The organism is Gordonia sp. J1A, assembly GCF_055393515.1.
Genome location: NZ_AP041607.1, coordinates 1,628,522 through 1,650,191, shown reverse-complemented (window position 1 = coordinate 1,650,191; position 21,670 = coordinate 1,628,522). Strand labels below are relative to the sequence as shown.

At 69.6% G+C, this 21,670-nt stretch carries 17 protein-coding genes and 1 other RNA gene; 13 read left to right on the top strand and 5 right to left on the bottom strand.

The genetic code is table 11. The features are described 5' to 3' along the window. Positions 1-8 precede the first annotated feature (8 nt). Complete coding sequence (locus tag ACZ5QD_RS07680) at positions 9-497, bottom strand: low molecular weight protein-tyrosine-phosphatase (protein WP_006895231.1); 489 nt, start codon at positions 495-497, stop codon at positions 9-11. A gap of 287 nt (positions 498-784) precedes the next feature. Between ACZ5QD_RS07680 and cobC the strand changes: the two genes are divergently transcribed. From cobC to ACZ5QD_RS07645, 7 genes are all read left to right on the top strand, one after another. Continuing rightward, positions 785-1,927: an Rv2231c family pyridoxal phosphate-dependent protein CobC gene (gene cobC, locus ACZ5QD_RS07675; protein ID WP_081598072.1), complete on the top strand. Its 1,143-nt coding sequence runs from the start codon at positions 785-787 to the stop codon at positions 1,925-1,927. Further along, positions 1,924-3,069, top strand: a complete 1,146-nt coding sequence (locus tag ACZ5QD_RS07670) for a Nif3-like dinuclear metal center hexameric protein (RefSeq protein WP_006895234.1) — start codon at positions 1,924-1,926, stop codon at positions 3,067-3,069. Before cobC ends, ACZ5QD_RS07670 begins: the two co-directional genes overlap by 4 nt. Further along, on the top strand, positions 3,066-3,824 hold the full coding sequence (locus tag ACZ5QD_RS07665) for a zinc ribbon domain-containing protein (protein WP_222111669.1): 759 nt from the start codon (positions 3,066-3,068) through the stop codon (positions 3,822-3,824). Before ACZ5QD_RS07670 ends, ACZ5QD_RS07665 begins: the two co-directional genes overlap by 4 nt. A gap of 50 nt (positions 3,825-3,874) precedes the next feature. Continuing rightward, positions 3,875-4,498, top strand: a complete 624-nt coding sequence (locus ACZ5QD_RS07660) for a histidine phosphatase family protein (protein ID WP_045538702.1) — start codon at positions 3,875-3,877, stop codon at positions 4,496-4,498. A gap of 52 nt (positions 4,499-4,550) precedes the next feature. Beyond that, positions 4,551-4,967, top strand: an RNA gene (rnpB, locus tag ACZ5QD_RS07655) — RNase P RNA component class A. Between the two features lie 214 nt (positions 4,968-5,181). Further along, positions 5,182-5,772 carry an LGFP repeat-containing protein gene (locus tag ACZ5QD_RS07650; protein ID WP_006895238.1) on the top strand — a complete coding sequence of 197 codons (591 nt, stop codon included), beginning with the start codon at positions 5,182-5,184 and terminating at the stop codon, positions 5,770-5,772. Between the two features lie 50 nt (positions 5,773-5,822). Further along, complete coding sequence (locus tag ACZ5QD_RS07645; protein ID WP_039866933.1) at positions 5,823-7,247, top strand: RNB domain-containing ribonuclease; 1,425 nt, start codon at positions 5,823-5,825, stop codon at positions 7,245-7,247. 10 nt (positions 7,248-7,257) lie between these two features. On the opposite strand, the gene ACZ5QD_RS07640 is transcribed toward ACZ5QD_RS07645, so the two are convergent. The 3 genes from ACZ5QD_RS07640 to panB all read right to left on the bottom strand — a co-directional run bounded on the left by ACZ5QD_RS07640 (position 7,258) and on the right by panB (position 10,634). Next, complete coding sequence (locus ACZ5QD_RS07640) at positions 7,258-8,739, bottom strand: CYTH and CHAD domain-containing protein (RefSeq protein WP_222111670.1); 1,482 nt, start codon at positions 8,737-8,739, stop codon at positions 7,258-7,260. 1 nt (position 8,740) lies between these two features. Continuing rightward, on the bottom strand, positions 8,741-9,700 hold the full coding sequence (gene pip, locus ACZ5QD_RS07635; RefSeq protein WP_464367196.1) for a prolyl aminopeptidase: 960 nt from the start codon (positions 9,698-9,700) through the stop codon (positions 8,741-8,743). Between the two features lie 85 nt (positions 9,701-9,785). Next, the gene (panB, locus tag ACZ5QD_RS07630; RefSeq protein ID WP_006895242.1) at positions 9,786-10,634 is read right to left on the bottom strand and encodes a 3-methyl-2-oxobutanoate hydroxymethyltransferase; all 849 of its coding nucleotides are present in this window, start codon (positions 10,632-10,634) and stop codon (positions 9,786-9,788) included. A gap of 210 nt (positions 10,635-10,844) precedes the next feature. Here panB and glnA point away from each other — a divergent pair, with 210 nt between their 5' ends. The 5 genes from glnA (at position 10,845) to ACZ5QD_RS07605 (ending at position 19,109) form a co-directional block, all read left to right on the top strand. Next, positions 10,845-12,182 (top strand): type I glutamate--ammonia ligase, encoded by a 1,338-nt coding sequence (gene glnA, locus ACZ5QD_RS07625; RefSeq protein ID WP_006895243.1) that lies wholly within the window; start codon positions 10,845-10,847, stop codon positions 12,180-12,182. An 11-nt stretch (positions 12,183-12,193) separates the two neighbouring features. Continuing rightward, positions 12,194-15,202, top strand: coding sequence for a bifunctional [glutamine synthetase] adenylyltransferase/[glutamine synthetase]-adenylyl-L-tyrosine phosphorylase (locus ACZ5QD_RS07620; protein ID WP_006895244.1), 3,009 nt, complete (start codon positions 12,194-12,196; stop codon positions 15,200-15,202). 49 nt (positions 15,203-15,251) lie between these two features. Then, entirely contained in the window at positions 15,252-16,358 is a 1,107-nt protein-coding gene (locus ACZ5QD_RS07615) for an esterase/lipase family protein (RefSeq protein WP_231650251.1), read from the top strand. Between the two features lie 124 nt (positions 16,359-16,482). Next, entirely contained in the window at positions 16,483-17,439 is a 957-nt protein-coding gene (locus ACZ5QD_RS07610; protein ID WP_006895246.1) for a cyclase family protein, read from the top strand. Continuing rightward, positions 17,436-19,109 (top strand): AMP-binding protein, encoded by a 1,674-nt coding sequence (locus ACZ5QD_RS07605; protein WP_006895247.1) that lies wholly within the window; start codon positions 17,436-17,438, stop codon positions 19,107-19,109. The genes ACZ5QD_RS07610 and ACZ5QD_RS07605 overlap by 4 nt, the downstream gene beginning before the upstream one ends. Positions 19,110-19,152: 43 nt before the next feature. On the opposite strand, the gene ACZ5QD_RS07600 is transcribed toward ACZ5QD_RS07605, so the two are convergent. Further along, positions 19,153-19,971, bottom strand: coding sequence for a TetR family transcriptional regulator (locus tag ACZ5QD_RS07600; protein ID WP_062366646.1), 819 nt, complete (start codon positions 19,969-19,971; stop codon positions 19,153-19,155). Positions 19,972-20,097: 126 nt separating this feature from the next. Here ACZ5QD_RS07600 and ACZ5QD_RS07595 point away from each other — a divergent pair, with 126 nt between their 5' ends. Then, positions 20,098-21,660, top strand: a complete 1,563-nt coding sequence (locus ACZ5QD_RS07595; RefSeq protein ID WP_062366648.1) for an AMP-binding protein — start codon at positions 20,098-20,100, stop codon at positions 21,658-21,660. Positions 21,661-21,670: the final 10 nt, after the last annotated feature.

Sequence of the window (21,670 nt, the reverse complement as noted above, 5' to 3'; positions counted from 1 at the left end):
CGGCTCGGTCAGTCGTCGTCGGCCAGGGTCGCGTGCACCCACGCCAGCAGCCCGGGAACGGCGGCCTCGACCTGCTCGCGAACCAAGGTGAAATCCGCCGGACTGCCATAGAACGGATCGGGGACATCAGCGCCGTCGGCGTCGGGATCGAAACTGCGCAGGAGCCGGACCCGATCCCCGAGTCGCTTGCGTTCCAACTCGGCGACGTGACCGCTGTCGGCGGCGACCAGCAGGTCGGCCGACAGGTGATCGGGCGTCAGCTGGGCGGCGACGTGCTGATCGGAGTAGCCGTGGGCGAGCAGTTCGGTCCGCGCGCGGTTGTCGGCGGGCTCGCCGATGTGCCAGCCGCCGGTTCCGGCGCTGCTCACCCGGACGCGGTCGGCCAGGCCGGCCTCCTCGATCGCCGAGGTGAAGATCGACTCCGCCATGGGCGAGCGGCAGATGTTGCCGGAACAGACGAAGCACACGTGCAGTGTGCGGGGCGAGTTGTCAGACACCGAGTTCCTCACACGATTTGGTGAACCGCGTCGCGGTCCAGTCGTTTGTTGTTCTTCCCATCACGGCTGCGTGCCCGGCGGCAGCCATCGCGGCCGTGACCTGTCCGGGGAACCGATCCTCACGCCGACCGTCCCGACTCGGGGCGTTGTCACATTCGACTGTAGTACGTCGCACACGTGACCGACGCCCTCGGACGAGGCCGGGCGTGTGGCCGCGGCAGTCCTTCGACGTGCCGGGCGCGGGGCCCGGGCCCGTGCCGTCGACCGTGCACGTAGTGTCAGAGGTCATGAAACCGGGCAACTCGCAGACGACGTCCGTCGTTGAGCAGACGCCGTCCGGATCGGCCGAGTTCTTCGATCCCGATCGGCACGGCGACGAGGACACCGCTCCGGGTGTGATCGACTTCGCCGTGAACGTGCGGCCGGGCCCGCCGGAATTCCTCGTCTCGGCGTTGCGCGATCGGATCGCCGATCTGGGCCGATATCCGAGTGCGGCGGACCTGACCGCGGCCACCAGCGCGGTGGCGCGCCTGCACGGCCGCGATCGGTCGGAGGTGCTGTTGCTGGGTGGTGCGGCCGAAGGGTTCGAACTGCTCGCCAAGCTCGCACCGAAACACGTCGCGCTGGTCCAGCCGTCGTTCACCGAGCCCGAGCGCGTGCTGCGTGCCGCCGGTGCGCGCATCAGTCAGGTGATCCTGACCGACCCCTGGTCGCTGGCGGACGTCCACGTTCCCGACGACGCAGACATGGTGGTGGTCGGCAACCCGACCAATCCGACGTCCGTGCTGCACACGCGCGCGCACATCGACTCGCTCCGGCGGCCGGGCCGGACCGTGGTGATCGACGAGGCCTTCGCCGATCTCACCCTCGACCCGGTCACCGGCGCCCACGAACCGCAGTCGCTGGCAGGAGAGCGCTCCGACGATCTGATCGTCGTCCGGTCGATCACGAAGACGTTCGCGCTCGCGGGGCTGCGCGCCGGCTACCTGCTGGCCTCGCCTGCGATTATCGCGCGGCTCTCGACGGGCCGCAGGCACTGGCCGCTGGGCACGCTCGCGCTCGTCGCGCTCGCGGTGTGCGCCGGCGACGAAGGGCAGGCGTACGCGCGGGCCCAGAGCGAGGCGGTGGCAGCGCATCGCGCGTATCTGAGCACCCGGCTCGCCGAGTGCGGGTGGCCGCCCGCGGCGGACGCGGCGGCATCCTATGTGCTGATCCGGGTGCCGAACGCGCTGCAGGTGAAGGAACGCCTGCGTCACCGCGGGATCGGCGTTCGCAGCTGCGCCAACTTCGTCGGGCTCGGACCGGACCATCTGCGCATCGCGGTCCGGAGCCCGGAACTCACCGACGTGCTCGTCGGCGCGTTGCAAGATGTGATGGCGGAGAACGCACCGCCCTTCACCCGACAGAGCCGAGAGAGTGAGGCCACATGAGTCCCCGTCTGCCGAGCCCGCGACTGGACGAGGTGATCGCGGAGCTGGAGCGCGTGTACCCGCCCCGGCTCGCCGAGAGCTGGGACGCCGTCGGCTTGGTCTGCGGCGACCCGGCCGAACCCGCGGACAGCGTGCTGGTCTGCGTCGACGTCACCGACGCCGTGGTCGACGCCGCGCTCGAAGCCGGTGCGACGCTCATCGTGGCCCACCACCCACTGCTGATGCGGGGCGTCACGTCGGTGGCCGCCGACACTCCCAAGGGCCGCATCGTGCATCGCCTCATCCGGGGCGGATGCGCGCTGTACGCCGCGCACACCAACGCGGACAAGGCACGCCGGGGCGTGTCGGATGCGCTCGCGGAGACGCTCGGTCTCCTCGACACCGTGCCGCTGGCTCCCGAGCCCGCGCCGGCATTGGACAAATGGGTGGTGATGGTCCCCGAGGGCAGCGCGGATCAGGTGAGTGAGGCGATGTTCAACGCCGGGGCGGGCGCTCTGGGCGAGTACCGCAATTGCCAATGGAGTGTGGTCGGTACCGGACAATTCCTGCCGGTGGACGGTGCCTCGCCCGCTGTGGGGGCCGTCGGAGCCCTGACCCGGGTGGATGAGGAACGGCTCGAGATGGTCGCGCCGCGGCATCTGCGCCGGTTGGTCCTCGGTGCGCTGCGCGAGGCGCACCCGTACGAGGAACCGGCCTTCGACGTGTTCGAGCAGGCCGTCACGGACGGTGACGTGGGTCTGGGCCGGGTGGGACGACTGCCCGAGCCGATGACCTTCGGCCAGTTCGTCGCCCACGCCGGACGCGTCCTGCCCGCCGCGGCGTGGCCGGTCCGCGGGGCGGGTGATCCGGCTGCGACGGTGGAGACCGTCGCGGTGTGCGGTGGTGCCGGTGACTCGCTCATCGGTGCGGCGAGCGCGGCCGGCGCCGACGTCTACCTGACCGGCGATCTGCGCCACCACGTGGTCGACGAATCGCTACGCGACCGATCGCCGGCCCTGGTCGACGCCGGCCATTGGGCCACCGAGTTCCCGTGGTGCGAGAGCGTCGCCGATATCCTGACCGAGATCGGTTGCCGGACGACCGTATTCCAAGACCCGACCGATCCCTTCACGGTGATCGCCGGCCCCAAGGAGCAGCAGTGAAGGTCCCGAACGCTCAGCAGCGCCGACTGCTCGACCTGGCCGAGATCGATGCCGATCTCGCGAAGGCTCGCCACGAACGCCGCAGCCTCCCGGAGGACGCGGAGCTGGCCCGACTCACCGAGGAGATGGAGAAGATCCGTGAGGACCGCGCCCGTGCTCAGGTGGCGGTCGACGATCTGCAGAGCGAGTACGAGCGCATCGACGCGGAACTGTCGGGCACGACGGAGCACCTGCGGCGCGACCAGGCGCAGATCGAGTCGGGTGCGCTCAACCACAAGGCACTTGCCGAACTCCAGCACGAGGTGACCGGTCTGCAGCGCAGGTCGGAGAACCTGGAGACCGAACTCCTCGAGATCATGGAGCAGCAGGAGGCGACGACGGCGGAAGCCGAGCGCACCGAGGCCGCGCTGTTGCACGCCACCGAACGCGAACTCGACCTGATCGCACGGCGCGACGCCGCGGGCGTCGCGGTCGACGAACGCATCGACGACCTCGCCGTCAAACGGACGGCCGTGGTGGAGGGCGTCGACGAGTCGCTGCTGGCGGTCTATGAGAGGCTGCGGTCGCAGGGCAAGGTCGGCGCCGGACTGCTGCGCCAGCGTCGATGCGGCGCGTGCCGGATGGAACTCGATCCGCGGACGCTGTCGAGAATCGCCGCCGCCGACGAGGACGAGGTGGTGCGCTGCGAGGAGTGCGGGGCGATCATGGTGCGGACCGAGCAGTCGGGTCTGCCGCGACCCGGATCGGCTCAGTGACCGCCGACCGCCGGACCGGACCGCGGAAGTCGCCGAACTGGCAGGGACAGATGGAGGAGCCGACCCGGATCGTCCTGCTCCGGCACGGCCAGACGGCGCTCTCGGTGGACCGTCGGTACTCCGGCCGCGGCAATCCCGAACTGACCGCCCTCGGCCGCGCACAGGCCTCCGCGGCAGGCGAGCGGATCGGCGGGGGAGGCCTCGGTCGAATCGACGCGGTGCTGTCCTCTCCGCTGGTGCGGGCGATGGATACCGCGACCGCCGCCGCGGAACGGCTGGGCGCCGAGGTGGAAGTGTGCGACGGGCTGATCGAGACGGATTTCGGTGCGTGGGAGGGACTCACCTTCGGCGAAGCCGCCCGCCGCGACCCCGAGGTGCACGGCCGGTGGCTCGCCGACGCCGACGTCGCCCCGCCCGGCGGAGAGAGCTTCGCCCAGGTGCAGGAGCGGATCGCCGCGACCCGCGAGGACATCGTCGCCCGATTCCCCGGCCGGACCGTGCTCGCCGTCTCACACGTGACGCCGATCAAATCGATGCTGCGACAGGCGCTGACGGTGGGACCGGAACTGCTCTTCCGGCTGCATCTGGACCTCGCGTCGATCTCCGTGGTCGAGTTCTTCCCCGATGGCGGATCGGTGGTCCGGCTCGTGAACGACACCGCACACCTGCAGTAGCCCGCGGCATTCGGTGTCCGACCGCCCGCCGGGCTATCCTGAATCTCGCGAACGAGTCGGCCGGGCGGCCGCGGCGAGGGAACCGCACGAGCGATCGTGCAGGCCCGAGTCGAGGAAAGTCCGGACTCCACAGAAGCAGGGTGGTTGCTAACGGCAACCCGGGGTGACCCGCGGGACAGTGCCACAGAGAACAGACCGCCCGCACGCATGGCGTGCGGGTAAGGGTGAAACGGTGCGGTAAGAGCGCACCAGCGATGCGGGTGACCGTGTCGGCTCGGTAAACCCCACCCGGAGCAAGGCCGAAGCTCGCACCGCCGGCCGGCGTGTGCGAGTGCGCGAGTGACCGAGGACTGCTCGTCCGAGCTCGCGGGTTGGCCGCTCGAGGCACCCGGCGACGGTGTGTCCAGATGGATGGTCGCCACCGGCTCTCGGGCCGGTACAGGATCCGGCTTACACGCCGGCTCGTTCGCTCTCTCCTTCGCCCGCCTGCGCGGTGCGGGCACCGCACTTTTCTCACGGTTCGGTCGAGCGCACATCACGATTCCGGCTCGCGTATCACTCATACGCGGTGATCCGGCCATCGAACACCGCGCAAGCGGACGGCGCGACATAGCATCTCGCCCACGCACCGCCGCGGAGGACGGCGGGCGGCAACACGCACCGAACGAGGCAGGGGACTGTTCATGAATGTCGATTCCAGGAAAGTGGCCGCCGTCGTCGTGGCCGTCGGGGCCATCGGGCTGCTGGGTACCGCGTGCTCGTCCGACGACGACTCGGCGTCGAACACGTCGGCGGCGATGTCGAGCCCGATGTCGAACGCGAGCGGTGCGACCGCGTCGTCCGATGCGATGGAGCCGAACGGGATGGATTCGGGGGCGTCCAAACCCACGACGATCACCACCGACACCGAGCTGACCACCGTCGGCGGTCAGCAGATCACCATCGGCGACGAGGCGATCGCGAAGTCGTACGGCGAACGCGGCGGACCCGACGGCTACCTGGGCAAGCCGCTCGGTCCCGTCGTGAAGCTCAAGTCCGGCGGTTCGTTCATCACCTTCGAACACGGCTCGCTGTACCAGAATCCGGCCACCGGCGCGGTCTACGCCGTGCACGGCGAGATCGGCGACGAGTGGGGCCGGCTGAACCACGAGAACGGCCGCTTGGGCTACCCGACCAGCGATGAGACGAAGATCGAGGGCGGTCTCGAACAGACTTACGACAACGGCACGATCAAGTTCGTCGGCGGCAAGGTGACCGTGACACCGGCCGGCTGACCCGAGGCGGGCCCGGCGTCCGCCCGCCACGGCTCCTATGCTGTTCAGATATGCAGCGGAGAATGCGGGCGCCGGCAATCGATTTCGCTCAGTTGCGCCGTGACATGGGGATCGCAGGCGAGTTCTCCGCGGAGGCTCAGCAGCAGGCGGCCGCGGCCGTGGACCGCTTCGCGGACGCGCGCGTCGATCGCACCGACCTCGAGCTGGTGACGATCGACCCACCGGGATCGATGGACCTCGATCAGGCGCTGCGGGTGATCCGGGCCGACGACGGAGGCTTCCTGGTCCACTATGCGATCGCCGACGTCGCGGCACTGGTGGAGCCCGGCAGCGCCCTCGATCTGGAGACCCGGCGGCGGGGACAGACCGTCTACTTCCCCGACGGGAGCGTTCCGCTGCATCCGCGGGCGCTCTCGGAGGGGGCCGGCTCGCTCTTGCCGGATCAACGACGACCGGCCGTTCTGTGGACGGCCGATGTGGCGGTCGACGGCCAGTGCCGGGGCGTCGAGGTCTCGCGGGCACTCGTCCGGTCCCGGGCTCGCCTCGATTACGCCGGGGTGATGGCCGACCTGTCCGCAGACCGGCTCCATCCGGCGATCGCGGCGCTGCCGGACTTCGGCCGCACGCGCCTGGCATGGTCGCTCGCCCGCGGTGCGGTGCAACTCGACCTCCCCGACCAGGAGATCGTGCCCCACACCGAACCCGGACGAGCATGGACGCTGCGGATGGCGCCGCGCACGCCGGCCGACCAATGGAATGCGCAGGTGTCGCTGTTGATCGGGATGTGTGCGGGCCGGATCCAGAATGACGCGGGGATCGGTCTGCTCAGAACCCTGCCGCCGGCCTCGACGGAGGCGGTGGAGGATCTGCGCCGGGCTGCCGCACACCTCGGGATCGAGTGGCGCGACGGACTCTCTCCGGGAGAGTTCCTCGCGACGCTCGAACCCGATGCGCCGACCACCCTCGCGCTGATGACGGTCGGGGCGCGACTGATGCGCGGCGCCGGCTACCTGTCCCTCGCCGGTGAGTCCTCGGCACTGCCCGCGGAGCGCCGCGAGCACGCCGGGGTCGGCGGACTCTACGCACACGTGACCGCACCCCTGCGTCGTCTGGGCGACCGATACGCCACCGAGGTCGCGCTGGCCGTCACGGCGGGGGCGGAGGTGCCGACGTGGGTGCGCGAAGTGCTGCCGGAACTGCCGAAGACCATGAGCGGCTCGGACTCGGTGGCCGCGACCGCCGAGCGCAAGAGTATCGACCTCACCGAGGCAGTCGTGCTGTCCGACCAGGTCGGCCGTCGGTTCGACGCCGTCGTGATGCGCGGAGCCGACGGCCGGCGGCCGCCGGAGATCTTCATCGAATCCCCGGCGATCGTCGCCCGCTGCGAGAACGCACCCGCGGCGGGGACTCCCTGCACGGTGGAGGTGGTCACGGCCGATCCGGCGGTGCCGGAGGTGTCCTTCCGCGCGGTGTGAGTCCGCGCGATCACCTCGTGCGGCGGTACTTCTTCACCGCGCGACGTCCCCGGGCTTCCTCGTGCGCGTCGAGCCGGCCCAGGACGAACAGGGCTTCGCGGCTCAGATCCGGATTCGCCGCGACCCCGGCCAGGTGCCGCCGATTGACCACCGTGTCGTGAAAGACGCCGAGGTGGTTCTGCACGCGCTTGGCCTCCTTGCCGGCCCGGTGGAAGGCGCGCTTGCCGAGCGGATCGGCCGACTCGGCGGTGTACCGGACCGCCTTGGCGCGCTTGCGGATCGTGTGCAACTGCTCCACCCACTCCGCGGACCAGGGGCTGTACTTCTTGAGCCGCTTCTCGGCCGAGACCATCCGTGAGTAGGCGCGGCCGATGGCGTCGGCGGCCACGTCGCGGGCGTCCCGGGCGGCCGCGGGGCCCGGGATGGGCGCCTCGATCAACGCGTCGAGATCGTCGAGCAGTCGGAGATAGCGGGGCGTCGTGAGTGCGAAACGCATCGACTTGAGTGCGCGCTCGTGGTGGAGCCGCTCGTCGTCGATCAGTGCCCGGACCAGATCGTCGGGCGCCTGCTCGCGGTGCAGCAACTGGGCGTTGGCGGCGAGACGGACCTCGCGATCGCGTGCGTCGCCGAGAACTTCGCCGAGCAGGCGCAATTCCTCGGCCACCGGTGCCGCGGCCTCGGGTGCGATGACGCCCGGGTACGACGCGAGAATCGACCGGATCTTTCGTGCCGCCACTCGCATCTGATGGACCGCGTCTTCGCCGTTCTCCCGCGCGATCGGGTCCCAGGCGACGAGGGCGTCGCGGTGTGCCGCGAGGTCGTACTGCACCAGGCCGAGCGCAGTCGCTTTCTTCGGGAGTGCCCGGACGAGGTCGTCGTGCGGCCGGCTGCCGATGGCCCGCGCCAGTTTGGAGACGCTCGACGCCTCACGCGCGCCCGCTGAGCGGAGGACGCCCTTGGCCCGCTTGAGCAGTTTCGCATCGCCGCCGGTGAGCTCGAACTCCCACTCGGCCCAGCGGTGCACGGAGCCGCCGGGCAGCAGGGACTCGGCCGAGACCAGATCCTCGCAGAACTCGGCGAGCGAGCGGCCGTCGGCGTCGAGGACGCGCGTGACGGTCCGGTCGGTGGTGATCGTCGCGACCGGCACCAGCGGCGCCGACCGGACGATGGTCAGCACCTGCTCGCGCAGGTGCGCCGGCACCTGGGCGTCGCCGGCCTCGTCGAAGCCGACCGCGGTCTCCTTGCGTCCGCCGGGCACGGACGACGGTCGCTTCAGATGCCAGCCCGCATCGGTGCCGCCGGTCCGGCGACGCAGGGTGATCCGGTTCCTGGCGAGCGCGGTGTCGGCGGTGTCGAAGTAGGTCGCCTCGAGCAGGTAGGTCGTGGGCTCGCCGACGGTGCCGCCGTCGACGAGACCGGTGAGGTCGGGGGCGGGGAGTCCGGCGTCGACGTCGAACTTCAGCTCGATCTCGATCGAATCGGAGGGGCTCATGTCATACGCTCCTGCTGCGGGCGAAACTGTCGGTTGCCTCGACGAGATGGTGGACGATGCCCGGCTCGAACGATGCGTGACCGGCGTCGTCGACGATCTCCAACTGCGCGGCGGGCCAGGCGCGGTGCAGATCCCAGGCGCTGCGCATCGGGCAGACCACATCGTAACGGCCCTGGACGATGACCGCCGGGATGTGCGCGATGCGGTCGATGTTCGCCAGCAGTTGTCCATCCGCGAGGAATCCGCGGTTCATGAAGTAGTGGTTCTCGATGGTGGCGAAGGCCAGGTCGAATCGATCAGTCTGATCCGAGTTATCTTGTGGCAGAAGATAACTCGTCTTGTTCTCCCACGTGCTCCATGCAGTCGCGGCCCGCTGTGCCCGTTCGCGGTCGGCGCCGGTGAGAATCCGGTGGTACGCCTCCACCAGATCGCCGCCGCGCTGATCCTCCGGGATCGGATCGAGGTAGGTCTCCCAGAGATCGGGGAAGATGTTCGCCGCGCCGCCGTTGTAGTACCAGTCGATCTCGCTGCGGCGCAGCAGGAAGATCCCGCGCAGCACCAGTTCGGTGACGCGCTCGGGATGGGCCTGGGCGTAGGCCAGGCCGAGGGTCGATCCCCACGAGCCTCCGAAGACCTGCCAGGCGTCGATACCCAGATGGACGCGCAGCGCCTCCATGTCGGCGATCAGATGGTCGGTGGTGTTGACCGAGAGGTCGCCGCCGTCGGCGATGTGCGGCCGCGACTGTCCGCAGCCGCGCTGATCGAACAGGACGATCCGGTAGCGGGCCGGATCGAAGAACCGGCGCTGTCTGGGCGCCGTTCCTCCGCCCGGCCCGCCGTGGACGAAGACGACGGGCTTGCCTTCGGGGTCACCCGAAGTCTCCCAATAGATCTCCTGTCCGTCACCGACGTTCAGATGTCCGGATTCGTAGGCCTCGATCGGTGGGTACAGGGTGCGCATACCCTCAGCCTAAGTCACGCGCCGACGGCGCTCATGCCCGTGCGAGACCGGTGATCGGCGCCGGCTGATGTGACCGCGGCTCGGATCAGTACGAGTGCTCCGGGCCGGGGAAGGCGGCGGTGGCGACCTCGGCGGCGTAGGTGCGGGCGGCCTCGCGGAGCTGGTCGCCGACCGCGGCGTAGCGCTTCACGAACTTGGCGGTCTTGCCGTGCGTGTATCCGGCCATGTCCTGCCAGACCAGCACCTGGGCGTCGGTCTCATTGCCCGCGCCGATACCGACGGTCGGGATGGTCAGCTTGCGGGTGATCTGCCCGGCGACATCGGCCGGGACCATCTCCATGACGACCGAGAACGCGCCCGCCTCCTGCACCGCGATGGCGTCGGCGACCAACTGATCGGCGGCGTCGCCGCGCCCCTGAACGCGGAATCCGCCGAGTCCGTTGACGCTCTGCGGCGTGAACCCGACATGGCCCATGACCGGGATGCCCGCAGCCGTGAGCGCCGCGATCTGCGGTGCGACGCGCTCGCCTCCCTCGAGCTTGACCGCGTGCGCGCCGCCCTCCTTGAAGAAGCGCACGGCGGTCTCGAGCGCCTGCTGGGGACCGGCCTCGTAGGTGCCGAACGGCAGGTCTGCGACGACGAGGGCGTGCGGTGCTCCGCGGACGACCGCGCGGACCAGCGGAATCAACTCGTCGATCGAGATCGGGATGGTGGTGTCGTAGCCGTAGACGACGTTGGCGGCCGAGTCGCCGACGAGCAGGACCGGGATCTCGGCCTCGTCGAAGATGCGGGCGGTGGAGTAGTCGTACACGGTCAGCATGGGCCACTTGTGCCCCTCGGCCTTCCACTGCGCGAGATGGTGGACGCGGGTCGCGCGGCGAGGTGCCTGCGTGCCGGTGTCCGGAGTGGAGCCGTAGACGGGTGCATCCGACATGATCTGCCTCATTTCTGCCTCGAGTCCCGCTCGTGCGGGTACCCGGGTTGGTGTGGACGCCCTCGATTGTTCCACCGGGCCGAGGAGGGGAGAACCCGCGGTTCGGTGGGATTGGTCACACGGCGGGCCCGTCGTGACAAGCCCTGGCGCGCGGGCGCGGGTCCGCGCGTGTGTAACACGCGCGTAACCGCGGCCCTCTAAGGTTCGGGTATGGACCGCCAACAGGAATTCGTGCTGCGCACCCTCGAAGAGCGGGACATCCGCTTCGTCCGACTGTGGTTCACCGACATCCTCGGCTATCTGAAATCGGTGGCGATCGCGCCGGCCGAACTGGAAGGCGCGTTCGCCGAGGGCATCGGTTTCGACGGGTCGGCGATCGAAGGCTTCTCTCGCGTGTCCGAAGCCGACATGGTGGCCAAGCCCGACCCGTCGACCTTCCAGATCCTGCCGTGGCGCGACGAGGGCGACCTGTACTCGGCGCGCATCTTCTGCGACATCACGATGCCCGACGGTTCGCCGTCCTGGGCCGACCCTCGCAACGTGCTGCGCAGGCAGCTCAACCGTGCGGCCGATCAGGGGTTCACCTGCTACGTCCATCCGGAGATCGAGTTCTTCCTGTTGAAGGACAAGCCGATCGACGGCACGCCGCCGATTCCGGCCGACCGCGGCGGCTACTTCGATCAGGCGTTCCATGCCCTGGCGCCGAACTTCCGCCGCCACGCGATCGACGCGCTGGAGGCGATGGGCATCTCGGTGGAGTTCTCGCATCACGAGGGCGCGCCGGGGCAGCAGGAGATCGACCTGCGTTACGCCGATGCGCTGTCGATGGCCGACAACGTCATGACCTTCCGCTACCTGGTGAAGCAGGTGGCCTTCAGCGACGGGGTCCGCGCCACCTTCATGCCCAAGCCCTTCAGCGAGTACCCGGGCTCGGCGATGCACACGCATATGAGTCTGTTCGAGGGCGACACCAACGCCTTCCACAATCCCGACGACCCGATGCAGCTGTCGACGGTCGGCAAGCAGTTCATCGCGGGGATTCTGAAGCATTCCGGTGAGATCAGCGCCGTCACCAACCAGTGGGTGAACAGCTACAAGCGCCTCATCTACGGCGACGAGGCCCCCACCGCCGCCACATGGGGCGGCGCCAACCGCTCGGCGATGATCCGGCTGCCGCTCTACACGCCGAACAAGGCGTCGTCGCGCCGCGTGGAGATCCGGACACCCGACTCCGCGTGCAATCCGTACCTGACGTTCGCGGTGCTCCTGGCCGCGGGCATGAAGGGGATCGAGAACGAGTACGAGCTGCCGGACGAGGCCGAGGACAACGTCTGGGCGCTCACCGAGGCCGAACGTCGCGCGATGGGCTACCGCGAGCTCCCTGGCTCACTCGCCGATGCGCTCGTCGAGATGGAGAAGTCGGAACTGGTGGCCGAGACGCTGGGTGAGCATGTCTTCGACTACTTTCTGCGCAACAAGCGCGCGGAGTGGAACGCGTACCGCGGCCGGGTGACGCCGTACGAGCTCGAGAACTACCTGCCGCTGTAAGGGAGGCACGTGTGACTGTTTCCCGTGGCCGTTCCACCGTCCCCAGCCCCGGCCGCCTCGGTCTGCTGCAGCCCGAGGCGCGCGCGCGTCTGGCCTCACTCGGCTGGACCGAACCGGAGCACATCGACCTGTTGTGGTCGCTCTCGCGGGCGGCCGACGCCGATCTGGCCCTCGCCGCGCTGATCCGGCTCCGCGACGCCGACCCCGACGCCTGGCCGGAGATCAGCCGGCTGATGGCCCGTAACAAGCATTTCCGGGGGCGTCTGCTCTCCGTGCTCGGCGGGTCGGACGCGCTGGGCGACCACGTGGTCGCCGAGCCCGGCACGTGGCGGCTGCTTCTCGACGACGAGCTGCCGGACGAGATCGCGGTCCGCGAGTCGCTGCTGAGCGCGGTGGCCGCGACCCCCGAGCCGGGCGCGGACGAACGCGGAGATCTCCTGTACCGCGCCGGGGTCACCGGTCCGGACGCGGTAGCCGCGCTGCGCTGCGCCTACCGGGACCAGTTACTCGTCCTGGCGGCACACGATCTGGCGGCGACGGTCGAAGACGAGCCCGTCCTGTATCTGCCCGAGGTGGGGGCACGCCTGTCCGATCTCGCCGACGCCGCACTGACCGCGGCCCTGGCGGTGGCGATCGCGACGGTGCTCGACGAGGATCCCCTCGAGATCGATCTCGCGGTGATCGCGATGGGCAAATGCGGGGCGCGCGAACTGAACTACGTCAGCGATGTAGACGTGGTCTTCGTCGCCGAGCCGGCGGACTCGGTGTCGGCGCGCATCGCGGGGGAGATGATGCGCATCGGCTCGTCGGCGTTCTTCGACGTCGATGCGGGACTGCGGCCGGAGGGAAAGCGCGGCGCCCTCACGCGGACGCTGGAATCGCATGTGGCGTACTACCGTCGGTGGGCCAAGACCTGGGAGTTCCAGGCGTTGCTGAAGGCCCGCCCGATGACGGGATCGATGAAGCTCGGCGCCGCCTACATCGAGGCCACTTCGCCGATGGTCTGGGACGCGTCCGAACGAGACGACTTCGTACCGGAGGTGCAGGCGATGCGCCGCCGGGTCGAGGCACTGGTGCCGCCGGAGGAGAAGGCTCGCAATCTCAAGCTCGGGCGCGGCGGACTGCGCGATGTGGAGTTCGCGGTGCAGCTGCTCCAGATGGTTCACGGCCGCGTGGATCCGGAATTGCACGTCCAGTCGACCGTCGACGCTCTCGCCGCGCTCACCGACGGCGGGTACATCGGGCGTGACGACGGCGCGAACTTCTCGGCGTCGTACCAGTTCCTGCGGATGCTGGAGCATCGCCTGCAACTGCAGCGGCTGCAGCGCACTCATCTGCTGCCCGATCCCGACGACACCGCGGCCATGCGGTGGTTGGCGCGGGCGGCGCACGTGCGGCCCGAGGGCGACAAGGACGCGACCCAGGTCCTCGGCCGCGAGCTGCGCAAACAGCGGACCCGGGTCCGGCAGCTGCATGAGAAGCTCTTCTACCGTCCGCTGCTGGAGTCGGTCGCCCGACTCGACAAGGGGGCGCTGCGGCTGTCGGACGAGTCGGCCAAGCGTCAGCTCGCCGTGCTGGGCTGGGCGTTCCCCGATCGCGCGCTCGCGCACATCCGGGTGCTCGGATCGGAGCCGGGGCGCAGCGGCCAGATCCAGATGCTGATCCTGCCGAGTCTGCTCGAGCACATCAGCGACACCCCCGATCCCGATGCCGGCCTGCTGAACTACCGCAGGCTGTGCGACGAGGTGGTGGGCGTCGACTGGTTCCTGCGCCTGCTGCGCGACGACGCGGTGGTCGCCGAACGGCTGATGCACGTTCTCGGCACCAGCGAGTACATCGCCGACCTCCTGATGCGCTCGCCCGACGTGATCCAGCTGTATTCGACGGGGGCGACCGGACCCAAGCTCACCGAGGTCGATTCGGCCGACGTGGTGAAAGGTCTGGTCGCCTCCACCATGCGGGCCACCGACCTCGACCGGGCGATCGCCGTGGCGCGGTCGCATCGACGCGCCGAACTCGCGCGGATCGCCTCGGCCGATCTGCTCGGGCTGATGTCGGTGCAGGAGGTGTGCCGGGCGCTGTCGACCGTCTGGGCGGCGGTGCTCGGCGCGGCGCTCGACAAGGTGATCGCGTCGACGCTGGACCGCGGGGCGCGGGCGCCGGCCCGGATCGCCGTCATCGGGATGGGCAGGCTCGGCGGTGGCGAACTCGGCTACGGGTCGGACGCCGACGTGCTGTTCGTGTGCGAGCCGGCCGACGGCGTCGACGAATCGGAGGCGCTGCGCTGGGCGCAGACGGTGGCCGACCAGGTCCGCAGTCTGCTGGGGACGCCGAGCGCCGATCCGCCGCTCGAGGTGGACGTCGGTCTGCGGCCCGAGGGGAAGAACGGGCCCATCGTCCGGACCCTCGGATCGTACGAGGCCTACTACCGCCAATGGGCCCAGCCGTGGGAGGTGCAGGCGCTGTTGCGCGCCCACTCGGTGGCCGGCGATTCCGACCTGGGGTTGCGCTTCCTCCACATGATCGACGTGACGCGGTACCCCGAGGGCGGGGTGTCCGCGGAGGCTGTTCGGGAGATCCGGCGCATCAAGGCCCGCGTCGACTCCGAACGACTGCCGCGCGGCGCCGATCCGGCCACTCACACCAAACTCGGCCGCGGCGGGCTCGCCGACGTCGAGTGGACGGTGCAGTTGATGCAGTTGCGCTACGCGCACAAGTACCCGCAACTGCACAACACGTCCACGCTCGAGACACTCGAGGCGATCCGGGAGCTGGAGCTGCTCACCGAGGACCAGGTGGACATGCTGGCGGACGCCTGGCTGACCGCGACCAAGGCGCGCAACGCGCTCGTGCTGGTGCGCGGCAAGCCGGTCGATCAACTGCCGGGGCCGGGGCGCGCTCTGCGATCGGTCGCGTACGCTGCGGGATGGCCGCAGGACGAGGCGCAGGAGTTCCTGGAGCACTACATGCGGGTGACGCGACGAGCGAAGGCCGTCGTGGTGGAGGTATTCGAGAGCTGATCGACCCGGCCCACGGAGTCGCGGCCGGACGAGAGGCGTGCTGCGAGACGTGAGCATTCTGCACCGAGCGTGGGGCCGACCGGTCGCCGATGCGATCACCGCGGGTATCCGCGCCGGCCAGAAGGCGGCCGCGCCGGCGTTGCGTGCGGCGCAGACGCTCGCGCAAGCTCTGCCTCTCGACCTGCTCGTGGAGGTCGGCAGCGAACGGCAGCGCGCGTCCAACCGGGTGGTCTACGACTTCTTCTCCGGAATCGGTCCCGAACTGGCGCATCCCGGCGGATCGCTGCCGGGCGCGAATCGGTGGGACGTTCCGTGTGATCCGGAGCATCCGGTTCCGGTGATCCTCGTGCACGGCACGGCGGGCGGTGCGCAGACCAACTGGGGCACATACGTTCCGCTCCTTGTGGGTGCGGGATTCTCGGTGTTCACGCTCACCTACGGAGCCACGGAGGGCGCCAGGTGGCCCATCTCCGCGCTCGGCGGCATGAGCCGGATCGAGGACAGCGCCGCCGAGTTCGGCCGATTCGCCGAGAAGGTGATGGCATCGACGGGAACCGACCGCATCGACGTGGTGGGGCATTCGCAGGGCACGCTCGTCCCGGCGTACTGGGCCAAGTTCCTGGGCGGGGAGGACCGGATCCGAAGATACGTCTCCCTCGCCCCCTTGTGGCAGGGGACCTCGACTTTCGCCCGCGCACGCCCCGTGGCCGCGCAACTCGAGCGCCGGCTGGGGATCGATCCGAGCGCGGTGATCCCATGTCATGCCTTGCCGCAGATGATGCAGGGGTCGACGTTCCTGCGCCGCCTGAACTCCGGCGGCAGTCCGTACGTGCGCGGGACCGCGTACACCAACATCTCCACGGTTCACGACGAACTGGTGCGCCCGTACACCTCGGGGCAGGCGGAGGGCGGACCCGGTCACGACGTCACCAACATCGTCCTGCAGGACGGGTGCGGCAAGGACTTCTCCGACCACCTGGGCATCTGCGGCTCGCCGCGCGCCGCGGCGATGGTCGTCAACGCTCTCGAGGGCCGCGACGTGCGCGTGGTGCCCTGCCGGCTGGTGGCGCCGTTCTTCGGCTCGCCGCTGCTGCGCCGAACCGGTGGGGCCCCGGAGTTCATCACACCGTTCGCTCCGTCGCGACGGGATCGCTGACGTCGGCTTTCACGCGATTCCGCGGCGAAGCCTTGACATCCGGACGGAGAGGGGTGAGTGTAGTCACACCTGAACAAACCGAACGCTCGGTAGTGAGTGTTCAATTCTGGAAGGTGTGACTCCCATGACCGATGCTCCCGACCTTACCGATCTGCTGGCCGACGCACCGTCCAACTGGGGCAAGTGGGGCCCCGACGACGAGGTCGGATCGTTGAACTACCTGACCCCGGACCAGGTTCTCGCGGGGGCGTCGGAGATCCGGAAGGGCGAACTGTTCACGCTGCAGCGGCTCATCGGAGACCCCGCCGGCGATCCGGTGTGGCCGGGCCGCAGTCCGGCCACCCGCGAGATGATCTTGGACGAGTCGCACTGGGACGAGGGCGGCGACGGGCCGGCGTTCCCGGGCGGATTGCACTACGCCGACGACAAGCTGAACGCATTCCTGCAGGGGTCCACGCAATACGACGCGCTCGGCCACGTCTGGTACGACGGCAAGATCTGGAACGGCTTCGACGCCCGCACCACCATCGGTGGCCTCGACAAGGCGAGCGTGGAGCCGATCGCCCAGCGCGGTGTCGCGGGGCGGGCGAATCTGCTAGACATGGCCCGATTCCGCGGGAAGGACTATCTCGACCCGGGGGAGACGTTCACGCACGAGGATCTGATCGCCTGCGCCGAAGCGCAGGGCACGCCGATCGCCGAGCGCGACATCCTCATGATCCGGACCAACCACCTGCAGTTGTTCTTCGAGAAGGGAGACGCCTTCTACGAGGACTTCTGCGAGTCGGGACTGGTGTACTCGCCGGAGCTCGTCGAGTGGTTCCAGGAGATGGAGATCCCGAACCTGGTCACCGACACCATCGCCAACGAGGTGACCTTCGACCCCGACAGCGGAGTCGCGCTGGTGCTGCACAACGCGCTGATGCGCAATCTCGGTATCGCGTTCACCGAGATCTGCGACTTGGAGCGACTCGCCGAGGACTCCGCGGCGGACGGTCGTTACACGTCGTTCTACGTCGCGGCCCCGCTCAAGATCCACCGCGCCACCGGTGCCCCGGTGAACCCGGTGGCGATCAAGTGAGCGCGTACACCGACCGTCCCTGGCTCGCGCGGTATCGGGCCGGTACGCCGACGGACATCACCGCGGAGAACGCGTCCGCACTCCAGATCTTCATGAGCGCCGCCGCCCACGCTCCTGACGCTCCGGCGATCAAGTACTTCGACGGAGTGCTGACCTACGGCGAACTCGACGCGGCCGCGGACGCGCTCGCCGGTGCACTGCGCGCCGACGGCTTCACGGCCGGGGATCGCTTGGCGGTCTACGTGCAGAACAACCCGGCGTTCGTGATCGGACTCCTCGCGGCGTGGAAGGCCGGCGGATCCGCCGTGGCCGTCAACCCGATGAATCGACAGCGAGAACTCGCCTACCTCCTCGAGGATTCGGGGGCGACGGCGCTGCTGACGCTGAACACTCTGTACGACGAGGTGGCCGCGGAGGTCATCGCGGGCGGCACGACCGCCGTCCGCACGGTGATCTCGGTGTCGGCGCTCGACGGTCAGTCGCGCGACGACGACCGGGTGCTCGGCGACCAGAGCGCCGACGTGCCGGTCGGCACCCGTGCCCTGTCGGCGATCATCGCCGAGCACGACGGCACTCCCGTGACGCCGACGGCGCCGTCTGCGGACGATCTGGCGGTCTTGACCTACACGTCCGGTACCACTGGAAAACCCAAGGGTGCGTTGAATACTCACGGCAACCTGGCGTTCAATGCGCAGACCTACCGGGACTGGATCGGGCTCACCGGTGAGGACGTGGTGCTCGGCGTCGCGCCGCTGTTCCACATCACCGGTCTCGTGGGCCACGTGATGCTCGCTCCGCTGCTCCGGATTCCGCTGGTCCTCACGCACCGGTTCGCGCCCGCGGTGATGGTGGACGCCGTGCGCGAACACCGTCCGACGTTCACGGTCGGTGCGATCACCGCCTACATCGCCCTCGCCGACTCCGGCGGCGCGCGACCGGGTGACTTCGACTCGCTGCGGGCCCTGTACTCGGGCGGCGCGCCGATCGCGCCCGCGGTGGCCGATCGTCTCGAATCGGTGTTCGGTGCGTACATCCACAACATCTACGGCCTCACGGAGACCAACTCACCGTCGCATGCGGTGCCCTTCGGAGTGCGGGCGCCGGTGGACGGCGAGTCCGGGGCCCTGTCGGTCGGGGTGCCGGTGTTCAACACCGTGGTCCGGGTCGTCGACGACGACGGTGAAGACCTGCCGGTGGGTGCGATCGGCGAGTTCGCGACCTCGGGGCCCCAGGTGGTGCCGGGATACTGGAACCGTCCGGACGCCACCGCCGAGTCGATTCCCGGCGGTGAACTGCGCACCGGCGACGTCGGCTTCATGGACTCCGACGGCTGGTTCTACCTGGTCGATCGCAAGAAGGACATGATCAACGCATCCGGTTACAAGGTGTGGCCCCGTGAAGTGGAAGACGTCTTGTACGGTCATCCGGCCGTCGCCGAGGCAGCGGTGGTCGGCGTGCCCGACGAGTACCGGGGGGAGACGGTGAAGGCCTTCGTCTCCCTTCAACCGGGCAAGGCCGCCACCGGCGAGGAGATCGTCGAGTTCTGCAAGTCGCAGATGGCGGCCTACAAGTACCCGAGATCGGTGGAGATCCTCGACGAACTGCCGAAGACCGCGACCGGCAAGGTGTTGCGCCGCACGCTGCGCGACCAGGCGGCCGCGCGCGCCTGAACGGCGTCGCCCCGCGCCTGTCGGCGGTCGGGTCCCGACCGGCTCAGCCCGGCCGGGACCCGACGCCGTCTAGTCCCGCGAGACGGAGACCGAAACGGCGGTAGCGGACCGCGATGTCGGCGGGATCGTCGATGCGCTCCAGCCGGCAGACGCCGGTGCAGAGGTCGAGGACGGCGCGCGCGGTCGCCGTGGAGTCCTCGTCGTCGCCGTCGGGCAACTGCGCGCGGACCACCTCGAGCAGCCGCCCCGACACCGCCTCTATTCGCGGCCGGTCCGCGGGGTCGAGGTTGGCACGGTCGGTCACGACGATCCGCATCACGTCGCGCCGAACCGCGGCGAACAGCGCGACCGCCTCGCAGACGTTGCCGAGTGCGAGCACCCGGTCGTCGACGTCCGCGGCGGCCTCGACGTGTGCCGCGAGCTCGGTGTACGCGAGGTCGAAGACGGCGGTGAGCAATGACTGCTTGCTCGGATAGTGGTGATACACGCCGGCTGCGCTGAGTCCGGCCGCGGCCGCGACGGTCCTCATGGTCGCGCCGTGATACCCGGTCTCCACGAAGCAACCGATGGCCGCGGCGAGGGCGGGGTCGATCTCGCGGTCGGGATAGTCGCGCCAGTCGAACTCCTTGGCCGCGTCGGCCGGCTGTGGAGACTGGAGCTCGGTGAGCGCGGTGATCGTCGTGTCGAGTTCGGCGGCGATGGCCGCGAGCCGTTCCGGTGAGGCCGCGGTCTTGCCGGTCTCGATCCCGCTCATCGTCCCGACGCTGACTCCCACGCGACGGGCGAGCTCTCGCATCGAGATCCCGGCGAGCTCGCGAGCCGGCCGGATCATCAGCTGCGCGCGGGCGCATGGATCGGGCATGGGGTCAACGGTAATAGGCCGCAACGGTTCCGGGGCGCGACCGGGCCGCGAAAGCGACCTTGTCCCGGTTGCCGCCGCTTACAATCGCGGGTGCGGGCAACCAGCGACGAATGAGGGCGCGAACTGATGATCGACGACGGATCCGACCTGCCGAGGCCGACATCCGGGCTCACGATGTTCCACGAGGCGGTCGCCGCCGGCTCCGGCCGTCCGCTGATCCGCTACTTCGACGGCGTGCTCACGATGCGCGACGTCGACAGGCATTCGGATGCGCTCGCGCACCACTTGATCGGACAGGGATTCTCCTCGGGCGACCGGCTGGCGATCCTCACGCAGAACAGCCCCGCATTCGTCATCGCCCTCGTCGCCGCGTGGAAGGCCGGCGGGATCGCGGTACCGCTCAACCCGATGAACACCCGGCGGGAGACGGCGTTCGCGTTGGTCGACACCGGTGCGCGGGCGCTCGTGTGCCTCGACGAGTTGTACGCCGCGGGTGCGCAAGCGGTGATCGCCGACGGCGACACCGATGTGCGGACGGTGGTGCTGACCTCGATCGGCGACTGGGCGGCGAAGACCGACCCGGCGCCGGGATCGCTGCCCGCGCTGCCGTGGTCCGGCCCGGTGCGCGGCGCCGATCCGGGCCGCGACGACCCCGCTCTGCTGCTGTACACGTCGGGCACCACCGGAGTGCCGAAGGCCGCCGTGGTGACCCACGGCAACCTCACCGCGGGCGCAGAGCTGTTCCGCCGGTGGACGACGATCGGCTCCGATGACGAGATCCTCGGGATCACTCCGCTGTTCCACGTCACCGGAATCGTCGGCCACGTGGCGCTCGCGCTGCGTGTGGGGGCGCCGCTGATCCTCGCGCACCGGTTCGATCCGCCGGTGCTGGTGCGCGCGCTGCGCGAGCATCGGCCGGCATTCGTGATCGGCGTCATCAGTGCGATCGTCGCGCTCGCCGAGGAAGCCGACGGTCCCGACGACTTCCGGTCCGTGAAATGGCTCGCGACCGGCGGTGCGCCGGTGTCGGCGGACACCGCCGCACGGGTGGCCGAACGCACGGGCACCGAGCTCAGCATCGTCTACGGGCTCACCGAGACCACCTCGCCCGCGATAGCGACGCCCGTGGGGCGGCTCGGGCCGATCGACCGCGAGTCCGGCGCACTGTCGATCGGGATGCCGGTCGCGGCCACGCGCTGCCGAATCCTCGATGACTCCGGCGAGCCGGTCGCCCCAGGTGTCATCGGCGAGGTGGAGATCGCCGGACCGCAGGTGAGCCCCGGGTACTGGCAGGACGGTTCGATCGTCGGCGGCCCGGGCGACGGCGCGCTGCGGACCGGCGACATCGGCTTCCGCGATACGGACGGGTGGGTGTTCCTGATCGACCGGCGTAAGGACATGATCACCACCGCCGGCTACAAGGTCTGGCCGCGCGAGGTGGAGGAGGTGCTCTACCGCCATCCGGCGATCGCCGAGGCCGCCGTCGTCGGAGTGCCCGACGACACACGAGGCGAAGTGGTCAGCGCCTTCATCGCCTTCGAATCCGGGGCCACCGCCACCGTCACCGACATCGAGGAGTTCGCGGCGGCTCAGCTCGCGGCGTACAAACGTCCCCGCAGCATCACCGTGCTCCCTGCCCTGCCGAAGACGGCCACCGGCAAGGTGCTGCGCAGACGCCTGCGCGGATGAGCCGACCGAG

What these genes read in the sequence shown, in the direction of transcription:
- ACZ5QD_RS07645 (WP_039866933.1), top strand. Translation starts at nt 5,823, where the DNA reads ATGCAGCGGAGAATGCGGGCGCCGGCAATCGATTTCGCTCAGTTGCGC.
- ACZ5QD_RS07660 (WP_045538702.1), top strand. Translation starts at nt 3,875, where the DNA reads ATGGAGGAGCCGACCCGGATCGTCCTGCTCCGGCACGGCCAGACGGCG.
- cobC (WP_081598072.1), top strand. Translation starts at nt 785, where the DNA reads ATGAAACCGGGCAACTCGCAGACGACGTCCGTCGTTGAGCAGACGCCG.
- ACZ5QD_RS07640 (WP_222111670.1), bottom strand. Translation starts at nt 8,739, where the DNA reads ATGAGCCCCTCCGATTCGATCGAGATCGAGCTGAAGTTCGACGTCGAC.
- ACZ5QD_RS07670 (WP_006895234.1), top strand. Translation starts at nt 1,924, where the DNA reads ATGAGTCCCCGTCTGCCGAGCCCGCGACTGGACGAGGTGATCGCGGAG.
- glnA (WP_006895243.1), top strand. Translation starts at nt 10,845, where the DNA reads ATGGACCGCCAACAGGAATTCGTGCTGCGCACCCTCGAAGAGCGGGAC.
- pip (WP_464367196.1), bottom strand. Translation starts at nt 9,700, where the DNA reads ATGCGCACCCTGTACCCACCGATCGAGGCCTACGAATCCGGACATCTG.
- ACZ5QD_RS07650 (WP_006895238.1), top strand. Translation starts at nt 5,182, where the DNA reads ATGAATGTCGATTCCAGGAAAGTGGCCGCCGTCGTCGTGGCCGTCGGG.
- ACZ5QD_RS07600 (WP_062366646.1), bottom strand. Translation starts at nt 19,971, where the DNA reads ATGCCCGATCCATGCGCCCGCGCGCAGCTGATGATCCGGCCGGCTCGC.
- panB (WP_006895242.1), bottom strand. Translation starts at nt 10,634, where the DNA reads ATGTCGGATGCACCCGTCTACGGCTCCACTCCGGACACCGGCACGCAG.
- ACZ5QD_RS07610 (WP_006895246.1), top strand. Translation starts at nt 16,483, where the DNA reads ATGACCGATGCTCCCGACCTTACCGATCTGCTGGCCGACGCACCGTCC.
- ACZ5QD_RS07595 (WP_062366648.1), top strand. Translation starts at nt 20,098, where the DNA reads ATGATCGACGACGGATCCGACCTGCCGAGGCCGACATCCGGGCTCACG.